Annotated in this window: 13 protein-coding genes; all 13 read left to right on the forward strand. The window is 41.4% G+C overall.

Annotated features, from left to right (window positions below):
• Positions 1 to 2: 2 nt before the first annotated feature.
• The 13 genes from rdgC (at position 3) to murD (ending at position 14,199) form a co-directional block, all read left to right on the forward strand.
• Positions 3 to 908: a recombination-associated protein RdgC gene (gene rdgC / locus L5B83_RS05250; protein ID WP_250350723.1), complete on the forward strand. Its 906-nt coding sequence runs from the start codon at positions 3 to 5 to the stop codon at positions 906 to 908.
• Between the two features lie 376 nt (positions 909 to 1,284).
• Complete coding sequence (locus tag L5B83_RS05255) at positions 1,285 to 2,352, forward strand: PhoH family protein (protein ID WP_265778385.1); 1,068 nt, start codon at positions 1,285 to 1,287, stop codon at positions 2,350 to 2,352.
• 11 nt (positions 2,353 to 2,363) lie between these two features.
• The gene (gene ybeY / locus L5B83_RS05260; protein ID WP_250349625.1) at positions 2,364 to 2,831 is read left to right on the forward strand and encodes an rRNA maturation RNase YbeY; all 468 of its coding nucleotides are present in this window, start codon (positions 2,364 to 2,366) and stop codon (positions 2,829 to 2,831) included.
• Positions 2,832 to 2,833: 2 nt separating this feature from the next.
• Complete coding sequence (locus L5B83_RS05265; RefSeq protein WP_265777799.1) at positions 2,834 to 4,795, forward strand: GNAT family N-acetyltransferase; 1,962 nt, start codon at positions 2,834 to 2,836, stop codon at positions 4,793 to 4,795.
• Positions 4,796 to 4,841: 46 nt separating this feature from the next.
• Positions 4,842 to 5,009: a DUF5363 domain-containing protein gene (locus tag L5B83_RS05270; protein ID WP_250349627.1), complete on the forward strand. Its 168-nt coding sequence runs from the start codon at positions 4,842 to 4,844 to the stop codon at positions 5,007 to 5,009.
• A gap of 233 nt (positions 5,010 to 5,242) precedes the next feature.
• A complete protein-coding gene (gene mraZ / locus L5B83_RS05275; protein ID WP_265777800.1) occupies positions 5,243 to 5,701 on the forward strand; it encodes a division/cell wall cluster transcriptional repressor MraZ in 459 nt (152 codons plus the stop codon).
• Positions 5,702 to 5,814: 113 nt separating this feature from the next.
• On the forward strand, positions 5,815 to 6,780 hold the full coding sequence (gene rsmH / locus L5B83_RS05280) for a 16S rRNA (cytosine(1402)-N(4))-methyltransferase RsmH (protein WP_265777801.1): 966 nt from the start codon (positions 5,815 to 5,817) through the stop codon (positions 6,778 to 6,780).
• A 2-nt stretch (positions 6,781 to 6,782) separates the two neighbouring features.
• Positions 6,783 to 7,103 carry a cell division protein FtsL gene (gene ftsL, locus L5B83_RS05285; RefSeq protein ID WP_250349629.1) on the forward strand — a complete coding sequence of 107 codons (321 nt, stop codon included), beginning with the start codon at positions 6,783 to 6,785 and terminating at the stop codon, positions 7,101 to 7,103.
• 14 nt (positions 7,104 to 7,117) lie between these two features.
• On the forward strand, positions 7,118 to 8,917 hold the full coding sequence (ftsI, locus tag L5B83_RS05290) for a peptidoglycan glycosyltransferase FtsI (RefSeq protein ID WP_265777802.1): 1,800 nt from the start codon (positions 7,118 to 7,120) through the stop codon (positions 8,915 to 8,917).
• 21 nt (positions 8,918 to 8,938) lie between these two features.
• Positions 8,939 to 10,414, forward strand: a complete 1,476-nt coding sequence (gene murE / locus L5B83_RS05295) for a UDP-N-acetylmuramoyl-L-alanyl-D-glutamate--2,6-diaminopimelate ligase (protein WP_265777803.1) — start codon at positions 8,939 to 8,941, stop codon at positions 10,412 to 10,414.
• Positions 10,411 to 11,793 carry a UDP-N-acetylmuramoyl-tripeptide--D-alanyl-D-alanine ligase gene (murF, locus tag L5B83_RS05300; RefSeq protein ID WP_265777804.1) on the forward strand — a complete coding sequence of 461 codons (1,383 nt, stop codon included), beginning with the start codon at positions 10,411 to 10,413 and terminating at the stop codon, positions 11,791 to 11,793. Before murE ends, murF begins: the two co-directional genes overlap by 4 nt.
• Positions 11,787 to 12,869: a phospho-N-acetylmuramoyl-pentapeptide-transferase gene (gene mraY / locus L5B83_RS05305; RefSeq protein ID WP_265777805.1), complete on the forward strand. Its 1,083-nt coding sequence runs from the start codon at positions 11,787 to 11,789 to the stop codon at positions 12,867 to 12,869. Before murF ends, mraY begins: the two co-directional genes overlap by 7 nt.
• A 19-nt stretch (positions 12,870 to 12,888) precedes the next feature.
• Entirely contained in the window at positions 12,889 to 14,199 is a 1,311-nt protein-coding gene (gene murD, locus L5B83_RS05310; RefSeq protein WP_265777806.1) for a UDP-N-acetylmuramoyl-L-alanine--D-glutamate ligase, read from the forward strand.
• Positions 14,200 to 14,204 lie beyond the last annotated feature (5 nt).

Consider the following 14,204-nt stretch of genomic DNA (forward strand, 5'->3'; position numbering starts at 1 on the left):
CTATGTGGTTTAAGAACGTTATGACCTATCGTTTAACAAAAGAATTAGATTGGTCAGCTGAATATTTACAAGCCCAGCTTGCGCAATGTGAGTTTCATCCTTGTGGACAGGGAGATATGCAAAAGTTTGGTTGGATTTCTCCATTAAAAACCAGTGAATTGTTGCATTTCTCTGTGGGAAAACAGATTTTATTCGTTGCACGTAAAGAAGAAAAAATGCTCCCAGCGCAAGTGATAAAACGGGAATTAGCGCAACGTATAAATGAACTTGAGCAAAAAGAAAATCGCAAATTAAAGAAAGTAGAAAAGCAAGCGCTAAAAGATGATGTGGTAGCAATGTTGCTGCCACGTGCTTTTAGCAAGTATCAGGAAACGGCGATTTGGGTGGATAGTGAAAATCAGCTAATTTATGTCGATGCTGCCTCCAGCAAAAGAGCAGAAGATGCCTTAGCTTTATTGCGAAAATCTCTCGGCTCTTTGCCTGTTGTGCCACTTGCTTTTGCTTATGAGCCAAGTGCAGTAATGAGTAAATGGGTGAGCGAGGAAAATACGCCAGAATGGTTAATTCCTTTAGAAGATGCAGAATTACGGGGCGATCAAGATAATGCCGTCATTCGTTGCAAACAACAAGCATTAGATGCACAGGAAATTTTGTCGCTTTTACAATCAGGTAAAGTGATTACAAAGCTGGCTTTAGAATGGGAGGCGCATCTTATGTTTGTACTCAATGAAGATGGCACCTTAAAACGTTTGAAGTTTGCCGATGAAGTGCGGGAAAAAAATGACGATATTTTGAAAGAAGATGTCGCACAACGTTTTGACGCTGATTTTGTATTAATGACCGGCATTTTAGCCAAGCTGACAGAAAATCTACTTGATGAGTTTGGTGGTGAAAAAGAGCGGTTGTAAATTGAAGCGTTTTATGAGTCACTAGGAGGCAAATAGGGATACCCCGAATAATATAAGAGAATAAGTTCTAAAGGGCGCAGTGGCATTTACCAATTTTTACAACCGCACTTTTATAATGGGGAACGTTCCTATCAAACGGATTATGCTTCCCTACGAGAAAGTGGATTGGAGAAAGTAAAAGAAGGAATTACCGATATGGCTGAATTGGAGCGGGTTTTAGGCAAAGAAATGATTAACTAATTTGATCTTTAGATCGTGTATCAAATAACTAGATAGGGAAATTATGTAAGTTTTCCTACATAAAACGTGATACTATTTCTAGTATATTAGGGCTAGCAAAATAAAGGATGGCACTTTGTCTAACTCAACTCAAGAAATGTTTACGTTATCACCGCAAGATAATACACGTCTACAAGCCTTATGTGGCGCTTTTGATGAAAATATTCGGCTCATTGAAAAAGAATTTCAATTGGATATTGTAAGACGTAATTTTACTTTTACGATTATGCCAAAACACAATGGTAAATTGCCTCATCAGAAGCTATTGGCTCAAGTGGCTGATTTAATTCAGCATTTATATGCAGAAACAGCCACTGTTCGTGGCAAGGTAAAAGAGATTGATTTAGCGGATGTTCATTTAGCGATTCAAGAAAAGCGTATGTTAGTGCAAGAAGATTGTGCTAGTGCAGAAAAAGAGGCGATACCTAATGTTTTTCAAACCACCATTAAAACAAAACGTGGTTTGATTAAACCGCGTGGCGCAAATCAAATTCAGTATTTGCATAATATTTTACGTTACGACATTAGCTTTGGGATTGGGCCTGCTGGAACCGGAAAAACATTCTTAGCTGTCGCAGCGGCGGTAGAAGCCTTAGAACGACAAGAAGTTCGCCGTATTTTGCTCACTCGTCCAGCAGTGGAAGCTGGGGAAAAATTGGGGTTTTTACCCGGCGATTTAGGGCAAAAAATTGAGCCATATTTACGACCGCTCTATGATGCCTTGTTTGAGATGTTAGGCTTTGAAAAAGTACAAAAGTTAATGGAGCGCAATGTCATTGAAATTGCACCGCTTGCCTATATGCGTGGACGTACGCTAAATGATAGTTTTATTATTTTAGACGAAAGCCAAAACACCACAACAGAGCAAATGAAAATGTTTTTAACCCGTATTGGGTTTAATTCTAAAGCGGTAATTACGGGCGATATTACGCAAATTGATTTGCCACGTAGCCAAAAATCAGGCTTACGCCACGCCATTGAAGTGCTAGAAAATGTGCCGGAATTGAGCTTTAATTATTTTGATAGTAAAGATATTGTGCGTCATCCAGTGGTCGCTAAAGTGGTACAGGCGTATGATAAATGGGACGAACAAGAAGAAATTCGCCACCAAGAACGCACCTTACAGCGTCAGCAAGAACAATCCAAACAACAAGCTTTAGAATGAGAAGAAACAGAATGAAAGATGTGATCGTTGATTTACAAATTGCCTCACAAGAGCTAGAAAATTTGCCGACAGAACAGCAATTTCAACAATGGGCAACGGCGGCAGTACAAGCAGAAAACCTACAACCAGAGATCACCATTCGTGTGGTGGACGAAGCCGAAAGCCAAATGTTAAACGCTACTTATCGTGGCAAAGATTATCCCACTAACGTGCTTTCTTTTCCTTTTGAATGTCCTGAAGAAGTGGAATTGCCATTGCTCGGCGATTTAGTGATTTGCCGTCAAGTGGTGGAACGTGAAGCCAAAGAACAGGACAAACCTTTAATGGCTCACTGGGCGCATATGGTGGTTCACGGTTGTTTGCATTTACTTGGTTATGATCATATTGAAGATGATGAGGCAGAAGAAATGGAAAGCCTTGAAACGGAAATAATGCAAGAATTGGGCTTTGCCGATCCTTATTTAATGGAAAAAGGCTAGCCTTGCAACCCCGTCAGCTTTGTTTCTTGGTTGGAGAAGATGAGTGGTTACAGGCACAACTTTCTCCTTTATTCTCTTATTTAGAACGCTTTGAAACGCAAAGTGCGGTGCTTTTTTTCGATGAAAATTCTAGCGCACTTTTCGCCATTGAAAAGATTAAGTTAATTCCTTTTAGTAAAGCGAAAAATCAGCTTGGACGTGAACATTCGCTGATTATTTATGATGCTAGACAAAGCCTAAATTTGGATACGCTTGCGATTGCAGCTGGCACCCTACAAGCAGGAGGACGGCTTTATATATTGTGTCATCATTGGCAACATTTAGCCTCCCAAATTGATTTAGATAGCCAACGTTGGAGCGGGGTTCCACAAGGTATTCCCACGCCAAATTTTGTGCAATTTATGCAACAAAAAGTGCGAGAGTATGGCTTTCCTGTTTACCAGCAGTACAATAACGCGTTATTTTTACCAGAACCCTATAAGCCAGTGAGCGAAGTGCTAGAACCTGTTTATTCAGCCACCCAAGATCAACAACATATTTTGCAGCGGTTATTGGATCAACCAAAAGAGATCAATGTCATCACCGCCAAACGTGGACGAGGAAAATCGGCATTGGCGGGATTATTTGCTACTCATTTAGACAAGGTCATTCTCACCGCACCGAATAAAAGTGCGGTGCAAATTTTACAAGATTTTGCTCAGAAGAATTTACCTTTTATTGCTCCAGATGATCTCGCTCAACAAGTGCAACAAAATCCGGATAAATTTACCCAATATTGGCTGATCATTGATGAAGCCGCAATGATCCCTCTGCCGTTATTAATGCAGCTAACCTCTCATTTTCACGCGATTTTATGCACGACGACAATCCAAAGCTATGAAGGAACAGGACGTGGTTTTTTGCTTAAATTTATGCAAAAAAATTACCGCACTTTGCAACATTTCGAGCTAAACACGCCGTTACGCTGGCGTGAAGATGATCTTATTGAGCCTTTTATTGCCGATCTTCTTTTATTAGAGGCAGAAAACAACTTAGTACAGCTAAATTTCCACCCAAATTCAGCGTTACAGTTTTATTGGCATCACAGTTCAAGCCTTTTCCAACAAACACAATATCAAGCGCTCTATGGCTTGCTTACTCTTGCGCATTACAAAACCTCTCCCACTGATTTGCGCCGTTTACTTGATGGTAAAGATCAGCAATTTTTATTGGCGAAAGCAAAGGACGATTTGTTGGGGGCGGTTTGGTTATTGCAGGAAGGCGGAATACAAGATAGGGCAGTGCTTGAAGGGATAATGCAAGGTGTTCGTCGTCCAAAAGGGAATTTAGTGGCGCAAATATTGTGTCAAGCTAGTTTGAATGAAGCCGCCTGTAAACTGACTTCTACCCGCATTTCACGCATTGCGGTACAACCAAAATGGCAACATCAAGGGATCGGTACGAGATTAATTGCACAAGTGATAGCGCATAGTGCGAGCGATTTTCTTTCCGTAAGTTTTGGTTATTCAGCAGAATTAGCTTATTTTTGGCAAAAATGTGGTTTTGAGCTGGTTTATTTAGGCGAGCATAAAGAGGCGAGTAGCGGTTGTTATACCGCAATAGCGCTAAAAGGAAAGAGTGCGGTAGGAAAACAGTTTTGTAACGAATTGGTGCTAGCATTTCAGCGTAATATTGGGCTATCTTTTCACCCTTTAGCAGCGCAATTTATAAGTGTAGAACAGGATAAGAAATTAACGGAAGCAGATAAGAAAGCATTATATTATTTTGCTTATTACCAGCGAAATCTTGCCAGCACAGTACCAGCTATTCAGCGTTTACTTGCACAAGTTAGCCCACAAAATATGCCATTGTTAGCGCATTATTGTGAAATGAAAACGTTGCCTTTAAGCGCTAAAAAACAATGGTTGCAAGGTTGTCGGGAAGAAATAAAACGGTTATTGCAAAAGCAAAAAATTCTTTTATGATAAGAGATAAATCACATCAAGGAATAATAGCGATATAGGAGGAAAAATGGATAATCAGCCAAAAGGCGTGTTACGCAGATTATGGGATAAATATAGCGAATTTTGCAAAGAATTGGGGGTTGATCAAGGGGCTTGTCGTAGTTGTGTGCCGGTGGTGAAATTTGATGATGAACCACCGAAAAAAGTAGAAAAGGATCAGAAAACCAATTCTTAAGATCCGATCGCGATCTTGCATTTTTTACAATGCCATTTGGGGCTTTCTCAAATGGCTTTGTTTTTGCCTGAAATAGACAAATCTTTACATAAGGTAGGATCAAATTGCTTGCAACTTAGTCAAACTAATACTAAACTTACGCATAAGTGGTAAAAAGTGGTGTTTTGTGGTAAAAACTGCAAAAAATCCGTAAAAAACAACCGCACTTATTTTTAACCAAGAGATCTCAAACAATGTTTCGTGGCGCATCATCGGTAAATTTGGATTCAAAGGGACGGCTTGCCATTCCTACCCGTTATCGCGCAGAGATCCTAGAAAAAAATAATGGTCAAATGGTTTGCACGGTGGATATTCGCCAACCTTGCTTGCTACTTTATCCTCTAGATGAATGGGAAATTGTTGAGCAAAAGTTATTAAGTTTGTCGAATTTTGATCCTGTGCAACGCAGTTTGCAGCGTGTGATGCTCGGTTATGCCACAGAATGTGAGCTTGACAGCGTAGGGCGAATTTTGATTAGCGCGCCATTACGCCAGCATGCAAAACTGGAAAAAAGCACAATGTTAGTGGGTCAGTTAAATAAATTTGAAATTTGGAGCAATGTAGAATGGCAAGCTCAAATTCAACAAGATATGGCCCTTGGTGCAAGTGGGCAGCTTGCTCAATCCCCTGAATTAATTACGCTGTCGTTATAAGAGAAGATGAACTTCCAGCAAGCGCAGCGGCACTAGCAGAGATAAGCGGTGTACTTGAGTACACCGCATTATCTCATTTTAATATTTAATTTTTTATTATTTTACAACGAGTTATGAACGCGCAGAACCTTTTTTCTTCACCTGAACATTTTACCGTTTTATTGAATGAAGCGGTGGACGGCTTGGCATTGAAAGAAAAAGGCATCTATATTGATGGTACCTTTGGGCGTGGTGGTCATTCTCGTCTGATCTTATCTCGCTTATCACAAGATGGCAGATTAATTGCCATTGATCGCGATCCCCGTGCCATTGCTGTAGCACAGCAAATTCAAGATCCACGTTTTCAGATTGAGCATCAGAGTTTTTCAGCGATCCCTGAGATCTGCGAGAAACTCGGTTTAGTTGGGAAAATTGATGGGATTTTGCTCGACCTTGGTGTTTCTTCACCGCAATTGGATGAAGCAGAACGCGGTTTTAGCTTTATGAAAGATGGGCCACTTGATATGCGAATGGATACTACGCAAGGTTTATCAGCGGCTCAGTGGTTACAACAGGTTTCAGAACAAGATCTTGCTTGGGTACTGAAAACCTTTGGTGAAGAGCGATTCGCTAAGCGTATTGCGCAAGCTATTGTTAATTATAATAAAAACGCACGTCAAAATGGCACAGAGCCACTGCATCGTACCTTGCAATTAGCTGAATTAATCGCTCAATCAGTGCCTTTTAAGGATAAACATAAACATCCTGCAACACGCAGTTTTCAGGCCATTCGTATTTTTATTAATGCCGAATTGGAAGAGCTAGAGCGTGTTTTAGCCGGGGCTTTACAAGTGTTAGCGCCACAAGGGCGTTTGTCAATCATCAGTTTCCATTCCCTTGAAGATCGTATGGTGAAGCATTTTATGCGTAAGCAAAGCAAGGGGGAAAGTTTACCAAAAGGCCTTCCATTACGCGAAGATCAAATTCAGCGTAGCCAAACCTTAAAAACCATTGGTAAAGCAATTATGCCAACAGAACAAGAAATTACACAAAATGCACGCTCTAGGAGTGCAGTGCTGCGCATTGCGGAGAGGGTATAAAAATGATTGAAAATTCAGAACGCTATCCATTGCGTAGCATTATTGTCGAGGATCTTTTTGCCTCAAACAAACTCTTGATGGCGTTAATGGCATTAGTGATTGTGAGTGCGCTAAGCACAATTTGGATTACTCACCAAACGCGTGGGCTGATTGCAGAAAAAGGCGAATTAGTCCTACAACACCAAGCCTTAGAAAATGAATTTTTAAACTTAAAGTTAGAAGAAGCAACCCAAAGTGATAATACTCGTGTTGAGGCGATTGCAACTGGGAAATTACAAATGCAACATATCTCGCCAGAACAAGAAATTTTATTATTAGAATAATTTGAGGGGCAAGGATGATTAAGAAAAATAATAAAGCAAAGCGTAGCACTAGCACAGGCAGTGCGATTAAACGCAATAAACCTAAAATTTCTTACGATAGTAGTTTTTTGCTGGTACGTTTTCGTGTTGCTGTTTGTGCCACTATGGTTTTGTTAACTGCATTGATTGCCCGAGCGGCTTATGTGCAAGTGGTAAATGCGGATCCTCTTGCTGATGAGGCAGATAAGCGTTCAGTGCGAACACAACAGGTGCTTTCAGTTCGAGGTTCAATTTTAGATCGTAATGGACAATTACTTTCTGTAAGCGTGCCAATGTATTCCGTGGTGGCTGACGCAAAATTTGTGTTTGAAGAGAATTCTTTACAGGATAAAGATCGTTGGCAAGCCTTAGCCAAAGCCCTTGGTGTTTCTTATAGCCATTTAATTAAACGCGTGGAAAAAGATCCTTCTTCGCGTTTCGTGTATTTATCTCGTCAGGTTTCACCAACCGTCGCGGATTATGTTAAGCAACTAAAAATTAAAGGCGTTGTACTGAAAACAGAGGCTCGCCGTTTTTATCCTAGAGTCGAGGAAACGGCTCATTTAATTGGTTATACCAATATTGATGGTGAAGGCATTGAAGGGATTGAGAAAAGTTTTAACGCGTTATTGGTGGGAAAATCGGGTTCTCGTACTTACCGCAAGGATAAATTTGGACACGTTGTAGAAGACATTGCAGATGTCAAAAAATATGATGCCCACGACGTTACCTTAAGTATTGATGAAAAACTGCAATCAATGGTTTACCGTGAAATCAAAAAAGCGGTGGCAGAGAATAAAGCAGAATCAGGTACCGCAGTGTTAGTGGATATTCGCACTGGTGAAGTGTTAGCGATGGTCAATTCCCCTTCCTATAACCCAAATAACCGTGTTGGTGTGAAAGCGGATTTAATGCGAAACCGAGCGATTACAGACACCTTTGAACCCGGTTCGACAGTAAAACCTTTCGTTGTTTTGACCGCACTTCAAAACGGTGTGGTAGGGCGTAACGAAGTGATTAATACAGGGCCTTTGGTGTTAAATGGACACGAAGTGAAAGACGTCGCTCCGAGAGATCGCCAAACCCTTGATGAAATTCTCGAAAATTCCAGTAACCGAGGGGTAAGTCGTTTAGCTTTGCGTATGCCACCGAGTGCATTAATGGAAACCTACCAAAATGCGGGCTTAGGGAAGCCAACAGAGTTAGGGTTGATTGGTGAACAATCAGGCATTTTAAATGCAAATCGCAAACGCTGGGCAGATATTGAACGCGCTAACGTGGCTTATGGTTACGGGATAAATGCGACACCACTACAAATTGCGCGTGCTTACGTAACGTTAGGAAGCTTTGGGATTTATCGTCCACTTTCCATTACTAAGGTTGATCCGCCAGTGATTGGTCAGCGCGTATTTTCCGAAAAAATAACCCGTGAAGTGGTCAATATGATGGAAAAAGTGGCAATTAAAAATAAACGCGCAATGGTAGAAGGTTATCGTGTTGGGATAAAAACAGGGACGGCAAAAAAACTGGAGAAAGGTCGCTATGTGGATAAATATATTGCTTATACCGCAGGCATTGCCCCAATTTCTGATCCTCGTTATGCCTTGATTGTACTGATTAATGAACCAAAAGCAGGACAATATTACGGTGGTGCGGTTTCTGCCCCATTATTCTCAAATATTATGGGATATGCACTACGAATGAATAATGTTACGCCGGATGGCATCGCGCAACAAAAAGTCGCAAAACGCACTGTTCGTTTAAGTGATCAGAAAAAAGATGAAAAAACCAACTAGCTTCTGGTAGAGGAAAAAAGAATGAAAAAACTCACCGCACTTTTGGGGATAAACTATTTACCTCAAGAGGTTGAGCTGACCGAAATGACCTTAGACAGCCGCTCTGTAAAGACTGGCTGTCTTTTCGTTGCGATAAAAGGGCATCAAACAGACGGCAGAAATTATATTCCACAAGCTATTGCCAATGGCGCAAGTGCGGTGCTTTTTGAGGCAGATTTTCCGCAACAACATTTAGCCGTCAAAATGGAACAAGGTATTCCGCTTATCGCTTATTATGAGTTAGCATCACATTTATCTCATCTTGCAGGGCAATTTTATGATGATCCTTCTCATCATTTAACATTAGTCGGTGTAACAGGCACGAATGGTAAAACTACGGTAGCTCAGCTTTTGGCGCAGTGGGCGAACTTGCTTGGACATCATAGCGCGGTAATGGGGACAATTGGGAATGGGTTGCTTGGGCAGATAAAGGAAGCGGCAAACACCACCGGTTCAGCCATTGAAATTCAATCTACGTTGGATCATTTTGTGCAAGCTGGGGCAGATTTTGCAGCGATTGAAGTATCTTCACACGGCTTAGTACAACATCGTGTTGAAGCCTTGCAATTTGCTGTGGCGATTTTTACCAATCTGAGCCGTGATCATCTTGATTATCATCATACAATGGAAAATTATGCGGCGGCGAAATATCGTTTATTCAGCGAATTAGCGACTCAGCATAAAGTGATTAATGCTGATGATCCCGTTGGCGCACAATGGTTGCAGGCATTGCCAAATGCCATTGCAGTAAGTATGAAAGCGGATTATCAACCAACGCATCAACAATGGTTAAAAGCAGAGCAAATCCAATTTCATCATCAAGGCGCGGTAATTCATTTTGCGTCCAGTTGGGGCAAGGGAGAATTACACAGCCCATTGATCGGTGCATTTAATGTCAGCAATTTATTATTCGCTTTTGCAAGCCTCCTTGCTTTAGGTTATTCCTTAACCGAACTTTGCCAAAGTGCGGCAAAATTACAGGGCGTTTGTGGTCGAATGGAGCGTTTGAATGCCCCAAACCAAGCAACCGCTATCGTGGATTATGCCCACACGCCAGATGCATTAGAAAAAGCGTTGCAAGCCGCACGCTTACATTGTGATGGCGTGCTTTATTGTGTTTTTGGTTGCGGTGGCGATCGAGATAAGGGCAAACGTCCACAAATGGCACGCATTGCAGAACAGTTTGCTGATTTCGTGATTGTTACTGATGACAACCCACGCACTGAAGATGCAACGAAAATTATGCAAGACATTCAAGCTGGATTTGTTGATTTAACCAAGGTGAAGATTATTCATCAGCGTGATCAAGCAATTAGACAAGCACTTACAATGGCGCAACCACAAGATGTGGTGCTGATTGCGGGTAAAGGCCACGAAGATTATCAAATTATTGGCACAAGCAAATTGCCATTTTCCGATCAAGCCACAGTAAAACAATATTTTAGTGAAACAAAATGATTAAATTAACGACACAACAATTGGCGAATATTCTCAATGGCACACTTTCTGGTGGAGGTAGTGTGGTGATTGAAAATATCAGCACGGATACCCGTCAAGCCAATCCACAAGGCGTATTCTTTGCCTTGAAAGGCGAGCGATTTGATGGCCATCAATATTTAGCCAATGCCGTAGAACAAGGGGCATTGGCGGTGATTGTGGATCACCTATGTGAAATTAACGTACCACAGATCATTGTGGCTGATACTCGTCTTGCTTTAGGACAATTGGGCAAATGGTTAAAAGCAGAAATTAACCCTTTAACTGTGGCAATAACAGGATCATCGGGCAAGACCACGGTAAAAGAAATGACGGCTGCCATTTTGCAACAAAGTGCGGGGGATTTTTCTCAGGTTTTATTTACCAACGGTAATTTTAATAACGATATTGGCGTGCCATTAACCCTATTACGTCTTACGCCACAACATAAATTTGCGGTGATCGAATTAGGCGCGAATCATCTTGGTGAAATTGCTTACACCACCGAATTAGTGCGTCCTAACGTAGCAATGGTCAATAATGTTGCCGCCGCACATTTAGAAGGTTTTGGTAGCCTTGCTGGGGTAGCACAAGCTAAAGGGGAAATTTATCAAGGTCTAGCGCCACGAGGCATCGCATTAATTAATTTAGATTGCAATTATTTATCTGATTGGCAAAAGAATATCGCCGATCATCAAGTGCGGTCGTTTTCTTTAACAAATTCACAAGCTGATTTTTACGCCACAGAAATTCAGCTCAACGAGCAAGGATCGCAATTTGTCTTACACAGTCCGCAAGGGGATATTGCAATTCAGTTACCTTATTTAGGTGAACATAATATCAGTAATGCCTTAGCCGCTGCTGCTTTGGCAATGAATGTGGGGGCAACGCTTTCTGATGTGCAACGAGGTTTGGCAACAGGGACAAAAGTGAAAGGGCGTTTATTCCCCATTCAGCCTTGCAAAAATTTATTGTTACTTGATGATACATACAACGCCAATGTGGATTCTTTGCAATCGGCGATTCAAGTGTTACAAAAATATCCCGCTTTTCGCATTTTAATTGTTGGCGATATGGCAGAATTAGGCGAAAATAGTCAGTTTTGTCATCAGCAAGTGGCAGAGGCTGCACAAGCTGCACAATTAGATTTTGTCGCAAGTTATGGTAAGGAAAGTGCGGTAATTTCAGCCCAATGTGGCGGAACGCATTTTTCTCAACAAAATCAATTAGCTGATTTTGTTATTGAATTAGTTAAAGAAAAATTAGCACAAAATCAATCTGTCGTGGTGTTAGCCAAAGGCTCTCGCCGAATGCAATTAGAAAATGTGATTGAATTATTAAAGGATAGCTTCCAATGTTAGTTTGGCTCGCAGAATATCTGCAACAATACCATAGTGGTTTTAATGTTATTTCTTATATTACCGTACGTGCGATCTTGGCATTATTAACGGCATTGTTAATTTCTTTATGGATTGGACCAAAAGTGATCCGCCGTTTACAAATTCTAAAATTTGGGCAAGAAGTGCGTAATGACGGGCCAGAAAGCCATTTAAGCAAAAAAGGTACCCCAACGATGGGGGGGATTATGATTTTATTCGCCATTACCGTCAGTACATTACTTTGGGCGAATTTAGCCAATCCTTATATCTGGTTTAGCTTACTTGTTTTGCTCGGTTATGGTGTTGTGGGTTTTGTGGATGATTACCGCAAGATCACCCGCAAAAATACAGACGGCTTAATTGCACGCTGGAAATATTTTTGGCTTTCTGCGATTGCCTTAGTGGCGGTGTTTGGTATGTATGCAGTTGGCAAAGATACCGATGCAACACGCCTTGTTGTGCCATTTTTTAAAGAAGTGATGCCACAGCTTGGCTTATTCTATGTTGTGTTAGCCTATTTTGTTATTGTTGGCACAAGTAATGCGGTAAATTTAACCGATGGCTTAGATGGACTTGCCATTATGCCAACGGTATTTGTTGCTGGTGCATTTGCCTTGATTGCGTGGGCAACGGGTAACATAGAATGGGCGAATTATTTGTATATTCCGCATATAAAATATACTTCTGAATTGGTCGTGTTTTGTACTGCGATTGTGGGGGCGGGATTAGGTTTCCTTTGGTTTAATACTTACCCAGCACAAGTTTTTATGGGCGATGTGGGATCACTTGCGCTAGGTGGCGCATTAGGCGTGGTTGCAGTGCTTGTGCGACAAGAATTTCTATTAGTGATTATGGGCGGGGTTTTTGTGATGGAAACGCTGTCAGTGATTTTGCAAGTGGGTTCTTACAAACTGCGTAAACAACGTATTTTTCGTATGGCACCCATTCATCACCATTTTGAATTAAAAGGCTGGCCTGAGCCGCGTGTGATTATCCGCTTTTGGATTATTTCCTTAATGCTTGTATTACTTGGCTTGGTTACGTTGAAATTACGTTAGAAAAGGGTGAAAGCAAACAATGAATCAATATCAATATAAAAATATCTGTGTGGTTGGCTTGGGGAAAACCGGTCTGTCTTGTGTGGAATATTTACTTGCTCAAGGAGCAAAGGTTCGTGTGATGGATACCCGCCAATCACCTGCTGGTGTAGAGCAGTTGAGGAAAAATGTTCTCGTGCATACAGGGAGCCTGAACTCACAATGGTTGCTGGAAAGCGATATGATTGTGATAAGCCCCGGGCTTGCGGTAAAAACACCAGAAATTTACACCGCACTTCAAGCTGGCGTTGAAGTGGTGGGCGATATTGAATTGTTTTGCCGTGCCGCAGATAAACCGATTATTGCGATTACTGGTTCAAATGGAAAAAGTACCGTTACCACACTGGTAGCTGAAATGGCGAAAGCAGCGGGCTTGAAAGTGGGAATGGGCGGTAATATTGGCATTCCAGCGCTTTCTTTACTTGAACAACATCACGATATTTATGTATTGGAGCTATCAAGCTTTCAATTAGAAACCACTTATAGCTTAAAAGCCGTTGCTGCCACTGTGCTGAATGTGAGTGAAGATCATATGAATCGCTATGTGGATTTAGAAGATTATCGCCAAGCAAAGTTAAAAATTTATCATCATTGCCAAACTGCAGTAATTAACGCCGAAGATCCACTCACTCAACAAGAAGGGAGCTTGCGAGCGAGAAAACAAGTCAGTTTCGCCGAACATAATGCGGATTATTGGTTAAAAACAGAAAACGGTAAACAATATTTGATGGCATACGATGAGGTGATATTACCTTGCGATGAAATCAGATTGACAGGTCGCCATAATTATATGAATGCGCTTGCTGCCATTGCCCTTGCACAAAGTGCGGGGATAAATTTGCAAGGAATTTGCACCGCACTGCGTGAGTTTACCGGTTTAGATCACCGCTTTCAATTAGCTCATTTGGCACAGGGGGTACGTTGGATTAACGATTCCAAAGCCACTAATGTCGGTAGCACCGTTGCCGCACTCACTGGCTTGCAAGTGGCGGGTAAACTTTATTTATTGCTCGGTGGAGATGGAAAAGGGGCTGATTTTTCTGAACTCGCTGCGCTGATTAATCAACCACATATTGAATGTTATTGCTTTGGGCAAGATGGTGCAAAACTGGCACAACTTTCTACGCAAAGTCATTTATTTGACACAATGGAACAGGCGATAGAGGATTTTCGTGCAAAACTAAAAGAGGGCGATATGGTGTTACTTTCCCCTGCTTGCGCGAGTCTTGATCAATTTGCCTCGTTTGAAAAACGCGGTGAGGAATTTACTCGTTTAGCGAAATTAAGTTAGAGAAT

It is taken from the genome of Avibacterium sp. 21-599 (assembly GCF_026226765.1).
In the GTDB taxonomy this organism is placed as follows: Bacteria; Pseudomonadota; Gammaproteobacteria; order Enterobacterales; family Pasteurellaceae; genus Avibacterium.